Genomic DNA, 18,588 nt, shown 5'->3' on the forward strand with positions numbered 1-18,588 from the left:
ATGTTCGGACTCTTTAAAAGGAAATCCCCTGAAAAAAACCGTCACTTAACTGACGTTTCTGGGCAGACCGGTCCGGAGCCCGTTGCCCGTCCCGGTAAAATGTCTCAGGCCGATGAAAAGCGCGTTTATTCACACAATCCGTCTATCGTTGATTATCTGCCGTGGGCAGAGTTTCTGGACGCGGAGCAGTGCCTGCTGCTTGATGATGGTTTCTCCGTGGGGGCCGTATATGAAGTGACGCCGGCGGCAACCGAAGGCCGTCCTGACGAGCGCCTGGAGCAGATCCGCGACGTGGTGGAAGATGCGCTGCAAGACAGCTTTGACGATCTGGCGAGCAATCCCTGGATCGTGCAGTTCTACTGTCAGGATGAGAATAACGTCGATGCCTACCTTGATCGGCTGCGCGGCTACGTCAGGCCGCACGCACAGGGCAGCGAGTTTACTGAGGCGTGGCTTAAGGAGACTGAGCAGCATATGCGAGGGATTGCGCGTCCTGAAGGTCTCTTTGAAGACAAGCTGATCACCGGCCAGCCGTGGCGCGGGCAGCAGCGGCGCACGCGCATGGTTATCTACCGCTGGGCGACAAAAAACAGCGCTGATTTAATGTCACCCATTGGCATGCTGAATCAGGCGTGTGAGCGCCTCTGCAGCGCCTTTTCCAGCGTGAACATCCACTGCAAGCGTCAGAACGGTCTGCAGGTTCACGCCTGGCTGCTGCGGATGTTTAATCCTGCGCCCGAGGGCATTAATAAAGAAGCGTTTTACCGCGCGGCGGCCTATGAAGACAGCCGCGACACGCCTGCCGGCATGATCCCCGTAGAGAATGATTTCGCCGAAACCCTGTTGTTCACACCGCCACGTTCTGACGTTGAGAACGGCGTGTGGTGGCTGGATAACATTGCCCATTCAGCCATTTCGGTGGAGCGCCTGCGCAAACCCCCTGAGCCTGGCACGCTCACCGGCGAAAAGAGCCGTGGTGAAAAGAAAATTAACGCGCTGATGGACACGTTCCCCGAAGGCACCATGCTGTGCATGACGGTTGTTGCAGAGCCGCAGGACACGCTGGAAGAGAAGTTTAACCGCCTGGCGAAAAACGCCATCGGCGAGAATACCGAGTCGGGGCGTGTCCGTCAGGACGTCGCGGCGGTCAAGGAGCTGCTGGGAAACCGCCACAAACTTTACCGCGCCGCCATCACCTTTGTGCTCCGGGCAAAAGACATGCCCGAAATGAACCGTAAGCGCATCGAGCTCAGCACCGTACTCCTGAACGAAGGGCTGCAGCCGGTGCGCGCTGAACATGAAACCGGCCCGCTTAACACCTGGCTGCGAGCGCTGCCTATGTGTTTTAACCCGCAGCACGACAAAAAAAACTGGTATACCCGCCTGACGTGGGTTCAGCACCTTGCCGGGCTGCTGCCCGTCACCGGCCGCGAAACCGGGACCGGCAACGCCGGATTCAGCTTTTTTAACCGTGGCGGCGACGTGCTTGATTTTGATCCCCTGAACAAGGATGACCGCTCTCAGAACGCGCACATGCTGCTGTTCGGACCGACCGGCGCAGGTAAGTCCGCTACTCTCTGCTCAATGCTCTGTCAGCTGATGGCCGTGCACCGCCCGCGTCTGTTCATCGCGGAAGCCGGTAACAGTTTCGGGCTGACCGCTGACTACTTTGAAAGTCTGGGCCTTACGGTCAACAAAGTCAGCGTCAAACCCGGCAGCGGCGTATCGCTGCCCCCCTTTGCTGATGCGCATAAGCTATTTGACGGCGATGCGCCCGCCCCGGCGATTGATGAGAGTGACCTGCCGGATATTGAAGACGATCCGGATGATGATGAAGAGAACGGTAAGCGCGATATTCTGGGCGAAATGGAAATTTCTGCCCGAATGATGATCACCGGCGGCGACCCGAAAGAAGACGCCGCGCTGAAGCGTGCCGACCGCGCCATGATCCGCGAAGCGCTGATTATGGCCGCGCGTGTAACCCTGGAGGAAGGCCGCCAGATGCTGCCGGGCGACCTGCAGAATGCGCTTAACGCCATTTCACTGGAGACTGAAAATGGCAGCGGGCAGGTACGTAATGAAACCCGCAGGGCAAAAGCGGCTGAAATGGCCGAATCCCTGGGCATGTTTACGCAGCAGGGGAGCTTTGAGGCCGAACTCTTTAACCAGGAGGGCTCTCTGTGGCCAGAGGCGGACGTTACGCTGATTGACCTGGCGCACCTTGCCCGTGAAGGGTACGAGGCGCAGATGGCGCTCACGATGGTGTCGCTGACCAACACCATCAACAACATTGCCGAACGTGACCAGTACCTTGAGCGCGACATTGTTTTTACCGTAGATGAGGCGCACGTTGTGACGGTTAACCCACTTCTCGCCCCCTATATGACCAAAGTGGTCAAGATGTGGCGTAAGCTTGGCGCATGGCTGTGGCTTGCCACACAGAACCTTGAGGATTACCCGAACGCGGCCGGCAAGATGCTGAATATGGCGGAGTGGTGGATCTGTCTGACGATGCCGAAAAAAGAGGTGGAGGATATTGCCCGCTTCCGGACGCTTTCAGAAGAGCAAAAAGCCGTGCTGCTTTCCGCCAGTAAGCTCTCACGGTGCTATACCGAAGGCGTGGTGCTCTCGAAGAAAATTGAAGCGCTGTTCCGCGCTGTTCCGCCCAGCCTTTACCTCGCGCTCGGGATGACGGAGAAAGAAGAGAAAGCCGAACGTAAAGCACTGATGCGTAAACATAATTGTTCTGAGCTGGATGCGGCTATTCTCGTAGCGAAAAAACTGGATCGTCTGCGTGGATTGATGGCGGAAGATGCGGCCGGGATGCCCGAACACAATGATAAGAGAGAGATGCTGACCGCATGATTAAGCTCAAGTATGCGCAACCTCTGACCCAGCGCCCTGCGCCGGACGAAACGCCAACCCCTGCTATGTTCAGCCTGCATCCGCAGGGTGAGCCCGCGATGACGGCAACGACGGCTGAGCGACTGACAGCAATGGAGAACGCGCTGAGATCAAGGCTGCAACCGCCGGTCACGATCACCTGTAACCCACATCGTATCGGTAAGAGCAGCTGCGTGTCGGTTCATCTTGAGGACAGCAGAGGCAAGCGTGCGGACATTCTGCTGACGCAGGAAGGTCGCGCCGGACTCCCACTGGATCACGAATTTGACTCGCCGCGCTGGCACGTAAACGTGCCTGACGCAGCAGATATGGTTTTCCTGACGCTATGGATCAACAACATTTTTTCTGACTGAGATCAAAGTCAGCAGTGAACCGGTCTAAGGGCCGGTTTTTTTTTCGTTTAATGATCTGAAAAACAGTGTGCACAGCGGCGGAATACGGGTTTTACGGAATGCCCTGACAGGGACGAAAAAACCGCCTTGCGGCGGTGACTTTTCCTGATTGGTTTACTGCTATCTCAACTGGTTGCAGTAAGTCATGTTTGAGAGATCCTGACAGCGGTAGATATTGGTCCGGTTCTGAACGGGAACGGAAACAGAAGGTTGAGTGTAGGATTGTGAACTCTGTAAGGCGTTACGCTGAAGCTGCTGAGCGGTCTGATTAAGCTGAGCAAAAGACGCATTCAGCGCATCAAGATTATTTTGCTGAATCTGCTGCTGACGTATTGCTGCCATGCGTTGGGCCTCAGCGTTAGCCAGTCGACTCTGTTGCTGATTCCTGAACGTCATAGCTGCACGCTCAAATTCGTCTTTCAAATAGCTGTACGGCATGTCATTACAAAATTCGTTGATATCCTCGCTATCGGATCTCTTACATAATGTAGCTTTAACCTTATCTATTTTGGGGAGTGCCTGATAATAGGCGGCGGGTGAAGATGCCAGCTTATTATCTACGCCATTGAGCTCATTAGTAATGAATGTATTAATACTTTCAGCATCTTCATAACGGCCATTCGCTAATGTAATGGTTCTTCCATCTGACATTTTCGCCCCTTCAAATAAAACCCGATCTGAGGAAACTATTTTTATCCCTTGGGCTATTTTATTGGTGTAATCATTTGTTGAAATAAAAGAAATTGCCTTTCCAGACGGATAGCGCTTTACATACATTGCGGAACCATCTATCTGGTTTCTTAAAAGAGTGTATTGAATGTTAGTATCAGATTTTTTAGTATAATAACCTTCTAGTGGGGCTGTATATCCATTAACACTGGTAAGATTCAGTAGCTTACCTTCCTCACCTTTATCGTTTGATAGACCAATAAAGTAAGACGAGTCCGTTAGGTTATGTTTATAATATACCTGATCATGTGAACCCGGTGTTATTAAAGTAACCATGTATAATTTTCCCATAGGGGGAGATGCCACAACTAAACCTAAACCAGATGCTGCTCCATTTACACATGACCCGTACCATTTTATATCATAAGCATTAGGATCTACTGTTGATAACCACTCTCCTTGCATGAAACACTCATCCTTTAAGTTCTTAGGCTGGAATTTCTTAATTTGCATTGTTGGCTTTATAACGTTTTCAGGAATATTATTAAAATCACTCACTAAATTTGCTGAATCATATTCAGGCATTTTATTAGCGCAGCCAGAAACTAAAATAGCCAATGAAAGGATAGCTAATTTTTTCACTGTATTTTCCATGTAGTTAGAGAAGAAGTTTCAAAGAACCAATTTATCACATAAGAATTTTCTTGGTTAGCTATTCTGCTTAAGCTAAAGATGTGATTTTCTAACGCCTCTGACTAAAGACAAATGTACTCAGTAAAAAGTACAGTTGCCGGTGTTCGCTTGGCATAAAACCACCCACATCGCTGGCTACCATGACTGTGATGACAATAAGCTGAGTCAACGTTAACTGCAGGTTGATCCGAGCCTGAGTAATTTTCAAAATCGGGAAAAGAGTTTACTGCTGAAAGCCTGACCACGCGATGCCACTCTGACGGCCTGTTACCGTAACGGAGATCCGCTATGCGACTCAGGCTATTACACACACTTTTCCTGTTTATACCGCTTCAGCTGATGGCCGGCACCGTTGTGTATACCGATGCTGAACATCCCCCTCAGAATCTGACTGATGACAGCTCGGTTGTCTGGCTTGATGGTCCCGAACGTCTGCAGGACTCCATTTTCGGCCAGCTGGCTGCCGATCCGCAGCTGGCCGCTCAGCAGGCCCGCGAAATCATTCAGTCGCCGCAGTGGCCCGGGCAGCAGGAGCAGATTGCTCAGGCATACCGGCAGGTTGTGCATGCCTGGGAGATCGGGCTGCATAAGTTCCCCGCCGTCGTTTTCGATGATCGGGATGTGGTTTATGGCACATCCGACGTTGCCCGGGCTGCCACGCTTCGCAGTCAGGGGGGTAAATGATGCGTTTATCACCCCGAACACACTTCAACGCCGCCGGTGTTGCCACCGTGCTGGTAGTAGCTGCAGCTCCGGCCACGGTATCTGCCATTAATACTGCCGGCATCATTGCCAGCGCCATCACCCAGGACTGCATCAGCTGGCGCGTCAGCGGCATCTGTTACTGGCTGATGTGTACGCCCTTTGGCTGTTCGGTGAAAACCTCCGTTAAGGTGACGCACTTCATTCCAGAAGTGGTGGTGTCCACCTACACCGGCCCGGGCGGGAATCCTTGGACAGAAATGGCGTTTATGAGCGGCGCGTCCGGTACAATCGATAACGCGCTGACCAGCGGAGCACCCGCCGGCGGCGGTAACGCCGCCGATATCAAGACTCCCGGGCAGCGCAAGTCGAACATCAAATTCAAGTACGCCGATGCGATCGGCCACCCTGCCACCTCCGTCATTGGCGGCAGCATTCCCGGTTACTCGTGCGATACCGCCGCCACGCCATTCAATCCCTACTTTCTGAGCACGCTGGATTCACTTGTCTGGCGATCGGGGTTGCCTGAATCGCTGTATCCCGAGGCGCTGGTTCCCGGCCAGCGCGAACTGGGCAGCCAGGTCAGCGCTAACATGTGGGGCAATATTTACCCCCGCTCCGGCTTCGTCAGCCAGACAGACGATGACAAAGCCTCCGCCGTGGTCGCGCAGCGGGTCGCCGACATTATCACCCGCTCCGGGCAGCCTCACGTTTATCAGGTACTGAAGGGCACGCACAAAGCCGGCTACTGGCCGCCAGGAGAGGTGAAAGAAAACACGGGCACGGCGAATCATAAATGGCAGCGCCTGTCGCCCACGCTTTCCGCTTCCTGCGCCGTCTTTCCGGACGGCGCGTATCCGATTGCTCAGGACGGCAACGAAGCCTATGCGCTATGGCAGCCCTACAGCTGCTGCAAGCGCCGCGGCCAGACCTTCCTCTATTCAACTGACTTCTGAGAGGCACAATGTCACCAGTTCAATTTAAATCTGCCGCGCTTGCGCTGTGCATCGCGTCCGCAGCGGCATCCGCGCAGGCGGCTGATGATAACCAGTCCGGCGCATTCGGTATTTCACTGCCCTCCGTGAACAACAGCGCCATAGGCTACGGCAAGGACGTCAGCGGCGCGGTCTCAGACAAGCTCTACTATACGCTCGGCGGCGGCTCTGTGATTTCGCAGCCGGCAACGCGCAGCAGCATGCGTAAGCTCGGCATGAATGTTGGCTGGAGCAGCGATCTGATGTGCGGCAACTTCGACCTGAAAACGACGGTCGGTAATCAGCTCAACGGGGTAACAAATGGCTTTAAAAACCTCATGGGCGACGTGGTGCAGAACGCCACCGGTGCCGTCGCCAGCCTGCCGGCAATGATTATCCAGCGTGCCAATCCCGGCCTGTACGACATGCTCACAAACGGCGTGCTGCAGGCAAACGTCTCTTTTGATAAAGCCCAGCTTAACTGCCAGAACATGTCGAAGCGCATGATGGATTTTGCCGGCAACAACAAATGGACGCAGGGTGCGGTAATGGATGAATACCGCTCGCTTGTTAACAGTGGAGACGCTGATGCTGTCCGCGTGAATAACTCAGCGGACAAGCTGCAGGGCAACTCAGGCCAGAACTGGATCGGCGGACAAAAACGGGGCGGTCAGGGGCAAAAGGCCATCCGGCCAACGCATGACTTAACGGCCGCAGGGTTCAATATGATGAACAGCCTGCCAGTATTGAGCTCTGACACGGTCAGCAGTAGCAGCTGTAACGGGGGAGCCTGCGGAAAATATGCGAGTGCTGAAGAAGCCGCTAAAGCCGTGGTTCAGGTTGTGGGAGACAGCTCCCTGCGCACCTGCAGCGATGCATCTCAGTGTACCAGCGGCGATGACGACCAGAAGCCGGGTGCCACTCAGGCCGGCACCGGCTTTGCGCCCATCCTGGAAGAGACCACCAAAGAGAATACCGAACAGCTGGTAAAACTCGTTAACGGCACCGAGCAGCCCAACGCGACGAACCTGGCAAAACTTAAAACAGGCAGTTTGCCCATCACTGCAGGTGTTATCAGAGCACTTCAGCGGGATCCTGACAACGCCGCCCTGACCGCCCGCCTCGCCGGCGAGCTGGCGATGGCGGATACGGTTGAAACCGCGCTGATTATGCGCCGCATGATAGTTACCGGCATGTCTGAGCCTAACGCTGCCGCGCAGAATGCGGCCATTGAGGAAGGCGATCGTCGCGTTGCGGCCATCGATCGCGAGATCACAGCTTTGCGAAATGAAATGGAGCTCAAGCGCGAGCTGTCCCGCAACTCCGTGCTCACCATTATCGATCGGGAAAACGGGCGCGTTAACAGTAACCCGCAGACGCAGAGCGATGACAGCACCGACAACCGTATTAACCGTCTGTCCGTTCCTGAGACGGAAAACAACTGATGAGAGCACAGCCTATGAAAACCGAAAACGGGGCGAAACGCGCCTCATTTTTCCGCCGGCACCCCGCGCTGTTTCGCGTGCTGTGTACTATTGGCGCTCTGCTGGCATTCCTGCTGGCCGGGCTCATCGTCGCGGACCGCGCTATTAAGGAACCTGTGCAGGCCGCTGCATTCCGTGACTGGATGGAGCAAGCCCGCTATGTCTGGCTGATATGGCGCCTGGCGGTTTATGGTGCGCTGGCGTGGGGTTTTGTGAAAGTTTTCCGGGCGCCAGGCTTCGGCCCGCAACACCGCCAGACGCTGATCCGCATTGCGGCTGTCAGCCTTATTTTTGCCGTTGTCTGTGAACTGGTGCTGCTCGGCGGCACGGGAGCGTCCTGATGCTGACTAACAGCTACCTGGAATATTTCCTTACCCTGCTCGGCTGGGTGGTTAACAACGGACTCTGGAATATTCTCATCACGACCGGCCTGTTTGCCGCGCCTGTGGCTTTCCGGCTTATCGGCATCTGGATGAAAGTGCGTGAAGAAGGTGAAGATGAGGGGAATAAAGGTGCCCTGTCCATACCCCGCATGGAGCACGCGGTTTACACGTCTTTTCTGGTGATGATTGCCTGCTGTATGCCGCTGATGAACGTCGATATGAGCACGATAAAATATGACACGTCGCGTGCGCAGAGCTGCGGGACGTGGACGCCAAAAGCGCCCGATGACACGGGATATTCACCGGTCATATCGAGCATTAACGATCAGACAGCTGCCGCGCCGGTCTGGTGGTATCTGATTCACAAGCTGGCAAAGGGCATTACCCAGGCGTCTGTTGCCACTATTCCCTGCCGTCCGGACATGCGTCAGCTCCGCTTCGAGGTGCAGCACACGCGGATTAACAACAAATCTCTCGCGGAGGAGCTGCAGGACTTTACCAACGACTGTTATTCGCTCGCGCTGTATATGTGGAAACGTCAGGATCAGGGGCAGACGAAAGACAAAGCCACGCTGCGTGATATTGAGTGGATAGGCAGCAAAACTTTCCTCAGTAATTATTACGGCAGCCTGCAATCGAAAACGCCCCGGGCTGAATTTGCCTGGAATGAAAGCCGCGACAGCGGAAGGCCGGATACAGGCCGGGGCGGCTATCCGACCTGCAGCGAGTGGTGGAATAAATCGGATACCGGGCTGGAGGCCCGCGTCGTCGATCAGGCGGACCCGGGGTTATGGACCCGTCTGACAGCTGCCATGAAAATGATCGGGGGCAACTCAGCGGACTATAAAGAGGCCATTATCCGTCGCCTGGTCAGCCCTGAGAGTCTGACCGTATCACAGGGCGGACACGTCTATGCCGGCTACGGAGGCAACGCCGATTTCACGCTTGATAACTCCGTAGCCCGCGTGGCTGCGATCGGCGGCACCGCGTTAGGCAGTCTGGCAGCGTTCCCGGCATTTGATGCCATGCGCCAGGCGCTGCCAATGGTCCAGGCCGTATTGCTCATGGCCGTAGTAGTGATTCTGCCGCTTATCCTGGCGTTCTCAGCCTATGAAATTAAGACAGTCATTACGCTCACGTTTGTGCTATTTGCGCTGAACTTCCTGACGTTCTGGTGGGAGCTTGCACGCTGGCTGGACAGCTGGCTGCTGACAGCGCTATACAGTTCTGATACTCACAGCAGCTTTAACATGGCGGGATTTCAGAACAGTTCGGATGACCTGATCATGAACTTTGTTATGGCCACGATGTTTTTGATACTGCCTGCAGTGTGGATGGGGGCGCTGTCATGGGCGGGCATTAGAATTGGGGGGCACTCGATGGGGCATTTAGAAATGGCACAGCTAAGGTCGAGCAGAGTGGGGGAGAAGCAGTTAATAAAATGAAAAACACCGTAAAAATGTAATGATATAATTAGCTTGGGGGCGGCTCAGTCCTCAAGCTTTATCCTCTTCCTCGTCATTAGAGCCAGCTGATGAAAGAATTGAATCATCAGCACCATAATAATAACCGTAACCATCACGACCATTTCTGTACTCAGGGCCGAACGAAGAGGTGGCTTCATCAGAAGCATTGGAAGCCGTGCTATTAAGTTGTATGTAGCGAACCATATACACAATCCCAGATACCAACAACATAGTCGCGCCCAGAGCGAATCCTGCAACGATGGCCAGCGTCATTAGTAAAAGAACAGAAAAGGGCACAACAGATTTTCCTATCGATGCAGGTATCTTTTTCCGGTCGGCCCAGGCGACGAAGCGATTATCAGCATCATAGTAGACACGAGATAAGCGCTTCCAGACAGATGCAGCTTTTGTTCCGCGAGCATATGCGGTTGAACTCATATGTACCTCAAATGAATTAGCTTTAAACTGACGATACCTAAAGTTCACCAGAATTGCACATTGAGTCAAACGACAAACTTGTAGTTACAACATACAATTAAGTATCACTTCAAAACGACGCCGAGCAGAACCTGAAGCCCCGCGCCCCTCTCAACCCAGACCTGCGCCGTACCTGCACCCCGTGCCCCCTCTGACCAGCCGCCGCCCGGCCCGGAGGGCCGGTAAGTCGTTTAAGGCTTTGGTTTGAATGATGTAACTACTGGGTTTTTCGTTGCTGTGAGTGTTGCCGCGGGTTCTTTCTTTCGTCTGCGACCGTCTGACTTCAGTCCGCCTGAAAGGTCGCTGCTTAAACGGCGGTCGGGCAGGATGGTGTCCCGATGGGGAGCCCGGGCAACGAACGGTGCTGTCATGGCGCCAGCCCGTAAAGTAGTATTAGACCACCTGAAAAAACTTTTGGATGCTCCGTGACTTTAGAAGCGGCCTATCTTGAACAGTCCACGCCCGGTCATGAAACGGAAGAGGTTAAGGTTATCGACCTGAATCCTTTTAACCTTGATGGAGAAAAGGACCGGAGGTTGCTGATCCGTAAGAACGGCGAGCCCGTTCTTCTTTTGCAGCTCTATATTCGTGCTGATGATGGATGGCTTATTGGCAGCGCCTTCTCTGAATTTCTCCTGAATGATACTCACATGGCCATCATCTGTGGCGATCACTTTCATATTTTTGATTTGGTCACACACTCTTTCAGGAGTCATCCTCTGGGAGATTACGCTGGCCACATTTATTCAGTCCCTGATGTCAATTCTGTAAGGCTGCACGAACGGATTCTGGTCGCCACCTACGCCCACGTTTTACTCATTGATATTCATGCGGGTATTGTGTGGAAATCCAATCGGTGCGCCATAGATGGCGTGGTCGTTTCATCAATAGAGAATGATATGGTGCTCGGTCAGGGTGAGTGGGATCCACCGGGAGGCTGGCGACCTTTTAAACTCAACCTCAGGACGGGTTTACCAATTTGAAGATGGGGATACTCGCGAAGGATTGTCCGAATCAGGGGCTTGATGTACGGCCCCTCATTGCAATATTTCCCAATTAAATTCAAGGTGTTATATCTCGCATGGCAACCAGATTTAAGAAGACCTCATGGGGTAAACAACTTCTATATGTATCGACCTTCGCAGGGGTGCTTATTATGGGCACGGCTTTGCTTTTTTCCCGGCTCATCGATGGCGCAGCTTTCGTGACGTTGATCATCGCAGGGGGACTTGGAGTATCAATATATGCATTGTTGCCTTCAATCGCCGAGTTCTCAATTGGTGGCAATACCGTTAAGTTTCAGGAAAAGTTAGACGAAGCGCAGCGAATAACAGATGAGCTTCGCAAGATACGGAATATAGCCGTCACTACGACGCTTCGGTCTCTTAAACTGAAGCCAGTATCAAATTTTATTCTTTATCAGAACATCATCGAATTCAGGAATGTTTATCAGGTCATCTCTGACACAGACATGTTTGCCGAAGAGTATCAGATGCTCGTCACCGAAACTGCACTAACTCTGCGAGAACATGTCGGGGGCTATATAGATCACGATTTACCCCATCAGGGTCCAAAATGGTTGGACTGGAAAGATGAAAGCATAAGGCAATACATATTGTCTCTTGAGAACAAGACCGACATCCCCCTCGGGGAGAAAATGAGCCTCCTGTTTGCTCAGCAGTACCTCCTACTTTCAGATTTTATCTATAAAGTTAATCAAGGTGAGCTGCCAGAGCTGAAAATTGTCAGTCAGGACGGCGAATGGAAAGTGATAATGAAAGGTTCCACCTGGAAGGAAGCGTGATCCGGAGAGCATAAAGTTGCTAACAGTAACGCTATTGGAACATTTCCTGCTGCGGGCAAGAGAGTTACGGCGCAATCCAAATAGCGCATGAGGTTATGAGCCTTCAATCCCTGAATCATTAGTTAAATTGGCAACTTCGCGGTAATGATGGTGCAAAGCCCGCTTAATCAACCATTGCACTTAGTATAATCAAGGTTTATTTTATAAAACCGATTACTTATTCTAAAAAAAACAACATATGCCAACCATCCTCTCATCGATCATCAATATTATGCTTTCTAGAGCCGTGTAATTGACTTAACTCAATACAATAACATCTTTTATTAAATTAACTTATGCATCCATTGAAAGTGATGAATTAAACACCACTTCAGATTTGCATTTAGTCGAACAGTATTTTCTTATTTCCTCTGGAGGCAATCGCTTGAGCGCAGAAGAATCCCCCAAGAAAAAAGGTGGAAGATATAACACCAAACCGGAAGTAAAACAGATGGTATGGGTAAAGATGGCAGGGCACTGCGAGCTTTGTGGAACAGACCTGACGCATGATTTTCGCGTGGGCACATCCATGCAGTGGGCCGAGGTAGCACATATACTGCCAGCCAGCCCCAAAGGGCCCAGAGGACGAGAAGAACATAGTGATGAACAGGCTAAAAATCTCACTAATGACTTCTCAAACCTGATGCTTTTGTGTCCAAATTGCCACGAAAAAATAGATCGCGACGACGAGGGATATCCTGAAGATGATTTGAGTGGTCTGCATGAAAGCTGTCTTGCACGAATACGCCTTGCGGCTTCTCAGCCTGCTGAAGGGCGGGCAATAGCGTTGATTGTTCAGAGTCAGCATTTAGCATCTACCAGTAATATCCCGGCAGGAGAATTGCTGACAGCGATGTCGTCCGAAGGGCTTACCGCGTTTGGTAGCCCAATCAACGTCACCTTCAGAGAACCTGGTTCCCGCGGCAGGGATGATATTTACTGGCAATTGATTAAGGACGATATCGATCAGAAGATTTCAGGGGAATTAGCCCGACGCGGAGGCAATTTCGGTGATATGCCGGCATTAGCCCTTGTGGGTCTTGCAGATATCCCTGCGCTGATCATGCTCGGACAAGCTATCGGAGACCGTTCTAACCGATATTTGTTTTCCAGAAGTCGCACGCACGGGCTTCACTGGCCATCGAAAGCTGCATCACCTCCTGATTACATCTTCGCTGCAGCTCCTTCGGGTGATGGGCCGTTGGCACTGGTTCTTTCGATATCGGCGACTATCCCTGAACGGGATATTGAAGCAGCGCTGCCGGGTGCACGAATTGCATCGCTCACGATTCCAGAGCCCTCTTATGCAATGGTTTCAAACCGCAATGTGATCAATGCATTCCGCGATGAACTTCAAAAGCATTTGAGCCAACTTGAAGCATCAACAGACCAGCCAATTAATTTATTTGCTGCGATCCCAGCAGCCCTTGCTATTGAATTCGGTGCTTTACTGACGACACAGCATCAGCATCCTTATGTGATTTTTGATAGAGATAATTCAGACCAGTTCAGGCCAATGCTGACCATCGGCCATCCTCAGGAGCCACAAAAATGAATAATGAAAAGACTACTAAACACAGCAGCTGGGAATTTTTCCTTCTTCGCGCAGCAAGAGCGATCTCGCTGACAGGCCCGCAATATATAAAAATCAATGACCGATACGAACAACTGCAGAAAATCCTTTCAGCTTCCAATGATCCTATTCTGCAGAAAGCACATATTTTTCCGCAGGGATCTATGCGCCTCAAAACCACCATCAACCCCGTGGCTGGCGCACCAGCAGACCTGGGTACAATTGATGCAGATGCCATCGTCTGGCTCCCTAATGCAAAAGGAGTATCAGCAGACACAGTTCTTGAAGCGATAGAAAAGCGGTTTCAGGAAGGCAGTCGGGTTCACGAGGACATACAGCCACTGCGAAGAGGGGTACGTATTGTTTATGCAGACCAGAGCCCTGGCTTTCACATCGACGTTACGCCGGCCCGACCTCGCAGCTGGAATGATGAAACTGACGGTCACGGCATGCTTGAAGTACCAGATAGAGAAACCGGGTGGAAAGCGAGCAGCCCTATCCCCTATGCAGACTGGCTCCATGATGCTTCCGAGTGTCAAATCATGCTTGAACATTACGTTGCGCTTAATAAAAGTCAGTCTGTTGCAGATTCCGCGACGATAGACCCGCTTCCCGAATATGAAGAATATCAGACGGAAGATCCGCTAAGAGCCAGCATTAAGCTTCTGAAGCGCCATCGAGATGAATGGGCTATTAGCACTAAAAATGAAAAATCGCGCCCAATTTCAGCTGTCATCACAACACTCGCTACTCATGCCTGGCTGAATGTAGCATCACAATCGCGGCAAAGGCCATTCACGCCACTTGAAGCCATTCTTGAAATCGTCAGAACAATGCCGGACTTCATTCAAAGCAATGGGCAGGAATACATGGTCTGCAATCCAGAGGATAGCGGCGAAAACTTTGCAGAAAAATGGAATCGACCCGGAGAAGGGACTGCATACCAAAGAGCGTTTTTTGAATGGCATAAAAGTGCCTGCCAGGCACTCAGCCTTGGGCTTGGAACTTATTCATCCGTCGAAACATTTGCTACGGCAGTTAAAGAAAGCTTCGGAATCGGGCGTTCATTTGTTGATGAAGTAAATGCCAGCATCCCCGCTAACTGGACCATGCCGGGCCGGCCTTCAGGTATGAACCGGAACTCGGCATCGATGGGGGCGCTGTTTGGAAGTGTGGCTGGAAGCGATCAATCTCAGGCTGATACGAAACCGGTAGGTCGACTTGGCTGATATTACAGATACAGATGATGCGGTTGCAGAGGGAATTGCCTCACTTGAGGCAATCCTAAACACAGGTCATGCTGCAGGTTTACTGCAGCAAACCAAAGCGCGCTCAGATGAAACCGTAGCGTACCGTTTCCCGCTTCCAACAGATTATCTGGGCATAGAAAGGGCTTTGCACATAGGATTTCCAAAGGGATTCCCATCAGCAGGTCTAAATCTGTATGTGGATCCCTCTCCCTGGCTTGTTTGGCCACACGCAACAAAAGCAGGTCTATGTCTTCACGGTTTTAAAGAAGAACCAGTGACAGGATCACCCGACACAGTCGTTCGCGACAGCATAAACCGGCTGAAGAGAATATTGTCTTTATCCATCCAGGGTGCAAACGCAGATGAGCGTAATCTCGAATTTCAGAATGAGATAACCTCTTACTGGATAAGACAACACGGTAGGTCTGTAAGGAATGTATTGCTCGTTGGACGACCAGAATCTGCTTCTGAACTATTCGCACTCAGTGATTCTCGATACATCGTTCCCTCAGGCCTGGAGTCAGTCTGGTTATCATCAGATATAAAAGCTCTTGGTTGCCATGCCCGCCGGATTATGGGAAGACAAGTCACAATTTGCTCTCCGCACGTAGGCGGTTTTTTTGTAAAACTCAAAAGTTATCCTGGACTCAGGTTTCCAGCGCCGGCAGAGCTGTTGTCGTGGATCCTTCCTCATGTATCTGAGGAGGATGCGAATAAACTTTCTACCTGGTTTAGCACCACTAGCGCACTTATTTCCAGATGGCTGATTATGGAGTTACCTGGCAAAGCCGGCGCGCCTTTATACACGCTGAATATTTTTGCAAGAGTAGATACCAGTCATCGTAGCCCAATCTTCGGTTCGCGCTCCGCACATCGAAAACCTTTGGCGATAGCCGGGCAACCTCCTGCAATTATCTATTCCTCCAGATTAAACGTCATTGACCGTGCAGATTTCTATGCGCGAGATTTAAGCGGCAGCATCAGAGGGCTGGAAGATGCACACGTAGTGTTCATCGGGTTAGGATCGCTGGGTGGGACTGTTGCATCGCAACTTGCAAGGTCGGGGCTTAAACATCTGACACTAATCGACCCAGATACTTTTGAGTCTGCAAACATGGGAAGGCATGTGCTTGGTATGGATGATTTAGGTAAATTCAAAGTCAACGCACTTAAAACCAAGCTCATGAGGGACCATCCAACTTCTGAGGTCACCGCTTTTAATACGTATGTGCAATTTGCTTTGGAAAACAAGCCTGATCTTCTTCAGAGTGCTGATTTAGTTATCATCACAACAGCGGATTGGGAGTCTGAAGCTAGTTTGTGGGAACTGAAAGCAAATGGTCAATCATGGGCATTGATTCAGGGATGGAGTGAACCTCATACGCTTGTGGGTCATGCATTAGCGTCACCACAAGGTGACTATGATGGCAGGCATTTATTCAGTGACAACGGCGACTTTAGTCACAAATATACAGAGTGGCCAGAAGGAGGTGTTGTTCCGCTACCTGCCTGTGGGGAAAGTTTCATTCCCGGGAATGCTGCGGGTATGAATATCATCGCAACAATGATAACGCAGGCATCGATTCAGTATCTGAACGGCATTAAAAAGGGGTCGCTTTGGTTAACGAGCATAAACTGTCCTGCTGATGCACAGGTGCAGGGTGGGACGTATATCGGCCCTGACTTACCGGCAGGAACCATTCAAACTGTTCTGGAGCGGGTTTGGCCCGAATCTAAACATGAGGATGGAAAATAATGGAGGTTACCTGGGGTTGGAAATGGCCCGAAGTTGAGGGCGTTTTACTGGTATCACGCTCCGCGGCTGATATTTTTCGCTGTAACCTGCAAAAAAGCGGGGAGCATGAGCGAGGGGGGCAGCTTTTCGTCGACCCCACTCATCCGGGAGGAATCATTTTGTCTCTTGCAACAGCACCACACAAAGCAGACAAAGCAGGGCGAACATGGCTTGAGTTAAACCCTGAACGCTGCAAGAAGGAGATTCAGGAAGCGAATGCTCTTGGGCTACGATTAATCGGATACTGGCATACGCATCCTCAGGTAATACCACAAATATCGGGGACAGATATTTCGAGTTTCTCCCGTTTTGCGCAACGTTACTCTAATGTACTTCCACATCCTGTCGCCATTATCGTTGGCACCTCTCAAGATACTTCAGGAGTTAAAGCCTGGTCATTCAGAGAGGGGGGATATATAGAAGCTGTCAGAATGGACTGTCCTATCTAGCAGGATCACGATTAACGGCCTGACCTCGCCAGTAACAAAGAAAAAAGTTCAGCCTGGAAACGGGCATCATCAAGCGCGTTATGTGTGGGCTGAGTGCGCGGTTCAAGAAGTGCAGACATATGCGATGATTTTGTTTCTGACCACGCGCACCCCATAGCCCCCATGTAGTAGGCTTTAATGTCTATAGCTGTGAAACCAAAGGGGTTATTGCCGATATACCTGTGAAAATAAAAATTTATAAATGACCAGTCAAATGGAGCATTCAGACCGACAAAAATGATTTTCCGATGTTGGGCATTTAGTGAGGCAAGCCAGTCTTTTAGCTTTAACATGGCCTGTTCTGGAGCAAGGCCGTCGTTCTGGAGTCGGTTGATATCAAGCCCTGTTACAGCCAGAGATTCAGCATCATGCTTCTCGCTATCTGGTTGTAGCTCAAGATACAGTGCATTCTGTGGGGCACTCACCAGACAAGCCCCAATAGACAGGAGGCTGTAAATGCCTGGGATAGGGCCTGACGTTTCAATATCAACTGACACATATATCTCGGAATTACTCATTGATATCCTCTGATAAAGAATTTGGTAATCGGGGAAGGTGCTGATCTTCCATCTAAGACTGAGTAATCATGTTAGTCAATGCTCTTAAAAGTTGATGAAATTACTTGCCCGGCAGATTACGATCCCCACGGGATAACATTCATTTACTGGAGCCGAGAGAAGTTGGTTTCAGCCAAGAATTATGATTAAACGAATTGTATATGGAAAATTCTAATCTTTACGTAGACCACCTTGCATGGTGTGGGCTCATTGCCTTAAATATGGCCCGCAGAGCCGGAACAGTTAATTCTCCCGCACAGGAGAACCTCTTTCTGTGCCGGTGGCTGGCCACCGCTGAAAAGAAGCGGCTGTTTCGCCGTGAACTGGCGAATGATATCCGGTGGTTGCTGAAAGAAGGCAGAGAAAAGGGGCTGCTGGCAGATTTACCCGGGAAACTGGAGTACCTCTGGCGCGCCAGCAGTGGTGACCTGCTGGAACAGAATGACCTGTTCAGGCTGCAGCACGTTATGCACGCGATTACTCTGACAGGCATTAACTACGGCGTGCTCAACGAAAGCGAGTGGGAAGGGCGTTATGCGGTAAAACTCAGTCCAACTATACCAGGGGTGTTTATCAGAAAAAGCGACCTGGATACGGGCTTTGGAGAGGATGGACGCCAGGTCAAAACACTGGCCGTACGGATCACCGCTGATATTCCAGCAGTTGATGCACTCCTTGCACGAGCTGGATGGCAACGGGAGTCAGACACTTCTGTTCCCCTTCTTCATCAACTGCGTGCATGCTGATCGAAACATAAATCAGTTATCGGTGAAGAATTCTGGCAAGAATCTCGTCTGACAGTCCGGTCAGCTCTTTAATGGCCTGAAGGGGATAACCGCTTTTAAGCATCTTGCCTGCGATTTCCAGCCTTTCTTCAAATTTACCTTCCTCGCGCCCTTTCATTTCACCGAGCTGCAGGCCTTACTGGCGACCGATTT

Annotated in this window: 17 protein-coding genes and 1 pseudogene; 14 read left to right on the forward strand and 4 right to left on the reverse strand. The window is 51.3% G+C overall.

Annotation, left to right across the window (positions count from 1 at the left end; translation table 11 throughout):
• Both C1N62_RS20955 and C1N62_RS20960 read left to right on the forward strand, forming a co-directional pair.
• The gene (locus tag C1N62_RS20955) at positions 1 to 2,865 is read left to right on the forward strand and encodes a conjugative transfer ATPase (protein WP_137765685.1); all 2,865 of its coding nucleotides are present in this window, start codon (positions 1 to 3) and stop codon (positions 2,863 to 2,865) included.
• On the forward strand, positions 2,862 to 3,257 hold the full coding sequence (locus C1N62_RS20960; protein ID WP_137765686.1) for a hypothetical protein: 396 nt from the start codon (positions 2,862 to 2,864) through the stop codon (positions 3,255 to 3,257). Before C1N62_RS20955 ends, C1N62_RS20960 begins: the two co-directional genes overlap by 4 nt.
• A 159-nt stretch (positions 3,258 to 3,416) precedes the next feature.
• Here the strand turns inward: C1N62_RS20960 and C1N62_RS20965 are convergent, their stop codons facing one another.
• Positions 3,417 to 4,607, reverse strand: coding sequence for a hypothetical protein (locus C1N62_RS20965; protein ID WP_137765687.1), 1,191 nt, complete (start codon positions 4,605 to 4,607; stop codon positions 3,417 to 3,419).
• Positions 4,608 to 4,946: 339 nt separating this feature from the next.
• Here C1N62_RS20965 and C1N62_RS20970 point away from each other — a divergent pair, with 339 nt between their 5' ends.
• The 5 genes and pseudogenes from C1N62_RS20970 to C1N62_RS20990 all read left to right on the forward strand — a co-directional run bounded on the left by C1N62_RS20970 (position 4,947) and on the right by C1N62_RS20990 (position 9,666).
• Positions 4,947 to 5,342: a TIGR03757 family integrating conjugative element protein gene (locus C1N62_RS20970; RefSeq protein ID WP_137765688.1), complete on the forward strand. Its 396-nt coding sequence runs from the start codon at positions 4,947 to 4,949 to the stop codon at positions 5,340 to 5,342.
• Positions 5,339 to 6,316 (forward strand): TIGR03756 family integrating conjugative element protein, encoded by a 978-nt coding sequence (locus C1N62_RS20975; RefSeq protein WP_370465625.1) that lies wholly within the window; start codon positions 5,339 to 5,341, stop codon positions 6,314 to 6,316. The genes C1N62_RS20970 and C1N62_RS20975 overlap by 4 nt, the downstream gene beginning before the upstream one ends.
• An 8-nt stretch (positions 6,317 to 6,324) precedes the next feature.
• Positions 6,325 to 7,779 (forward strand): integrating conjugative element protein, encoded by a 1,455-nt coding sequence (locus C1N62_RS20980; RefSeq protein WP_137765689.1) that lies wholly within the window; start codon positions 6,325 to 6,327, stop codon positions 7,777 to 7,779.
• A 14-nt stretch (positions 7,780 to 7,793) separates the two neighbouring features.
• Complete coding sequence (locus C1N62_RS20985) at positions 7,794 to 8,159, forward strand: hypothetical protein (RefSeq protein WP_240775848.1); 366 nt, start codon at positions 7,794 to 7,796, stop codon at positions 8,157 to 8,159.
• Positions 8,159 to 9,666, forward strand: a pseudogene (locus C1N62_RS20990) (conjugal transfer protein TraG N-terminal domain-containing protein). Before C1N62_RS20985 ends, C1N62_RS20990 begins: the two are co-directional and overlap by 1 nt.
• Positions 9,667 to 9,697: 31 nt before the next feature.
• Here C1N62_RS20990 and C1N62_RS20995 read toward each other — a convergent pair.
• Positions 9,698 to 10,105: a DUF3742 family protein gene (locus C1N62_RS20995; protein WP_137765692.1), complete on the reverse strand. Its 408-nt coding sequence runs from the start codon at positions 10,103 to 10,105 to the stop codon at positions 9,698 to 9,700.
• A 464-nt stretch (positions 10,106 to 10,569) separates the two neighbouring features.
• Here C1N62_RS20995 and C1N62_RS21000 point away from each other — a divergent pair, with 464 nt between their 5' ends.
• From C1N62_RS21000 to C1N62_RS21025, 6 genes are all read left to right on the forward strand, one after another.
• A complete protein-coding gene (locus C1N62_RS21000; RefSeq protein ID WP_137765693.1) occupies positions 10,570 to 11,127 on the forward strand; it encodes a hypothetical protein in 558 nt (185 codons plus the stop codon).
• 98 nt (positions 11,128 to 11,225) lie between these two features.
• Entirely contained in the window at positions 11,226 to 11,948 is a 723-nt protein-coding gene (locus tag C1N62_RS21005; protein WP_137765694.1) for a hypothetical protein, read from the forward strand.
• Positions 11,949 to 12,372: 424 nt separating this feature from the next.
• On the forward strand, positions 12,373 to 13,542 hold the full coding sequence (locus C1N62_RS21010; protein WP_137765695.1) for an SAVED domain-containing protein: 1,170 nt from the start codon (positions 12,373 to 12,375) through the stop codon (positions 13,540 to 13,542).
• Positions 13,539 to 14,789, forward strand: a complete 1,251-nt coding sequence (locus C1N62_RS21015; RefSeq protein WP_137765696.1) for a nucleotidyltransferase — start codon at positions 13,539 to 13,541, stop codon at positions 14,787 to 14,789. The genes C1N62_RS21010 and C1N62_RS21015 overlap by 4 nt, the downstream gene beginning before the upstream one ends.
• Positions 14,782 to 16,566, forward strand: a complete 1,785-nt coding sequence (locus C1N62_RS21020) for a ThiF family adenylyltransferase (RefSeq protein WP_137765697.1) — start codon at positions 14,782 to 14,784, stop codon at positions 16,564 to 16,566. Before C1N62_RS21015 ends, C1N62_RS21020 begins: the two co-directional genes overlap by 8 nt.
• Complete coding sequence (locus tag C1N62_RS21025) at positions 16,566 to 17,054, forward strand: Mov34/MPN/PAD-1 family protein (protein WP_137765698.1); 489 nt, start codon at positions 16,566 to 16,568, stop codon at positions 17,052 to 17,054. The genes C1N62_RS21020 and C1N62_RS21025 overlap by 1 nt, the downstream gene beginning before the upstream one ends.
• Positions 17,055 to 17,065: 11 nt before the next feature.
• On the opposite strand, the gene C1N62_RS21030 is transcribed toward C1N62_RS21025, so the two are convergent.
• The gene (locus C1N62_RS21030) at positions 17,066 to 17,611 is read right to left on the reverse strand and encodes a 3'-5' exonuclease (RefSeq protein ID WP_137765699.1); all 546 of its coding nucleotides are present in this window, start codon (positions 17,609 to 17,611) and stop codon (positions 17,066 to 17,068) included.
• A gap of 200 nt (positions 17,612 to 17,811) precedes the next feature.
• Between C1N62_RS21030 and C1N62_RS21035 the strand changes: the two genes are divergently transcribed.
• Complete coding sequence (locus C1N62_RS21035) at positions 17,812 to 18,396, forward strand: DUF2913 family protein (RefSeq protein WP_137765700.1); 585 nt, start codon at positions 17,812 to 17,814, stop codon at positions 18,394 to 18,396.
• Between the two features lie 16 nt (positions 18,397 to 18,412).
• Here the strand turns inward: C1N62_RS21035 and C1N62_RS23230 are convergent, their stop codons facing one another.
• Complete coding sequence (locus C1N62_RS23230; RefSeq protein ID WP_168195923.1) at positions 18,413 to 18,553, reverse strand: hypothetical protein; 141 nt, start codon at positions 18,551 to 18,553, stop codon at positions 18,413 to 18,415.
• Positions 18,554 to 18,588 lie beyond the last annotated feature (35 nt).

The sequence above is a fragment of the Nissabacter sp. SGAir0207 genome (genome assembly GCF_005491205.1).
GTDB lineage: Bacteria > Pseudomonadota > Gammaproteobacteria > Enterobacterales > Enterobacteriaceae > Chimaeribacter.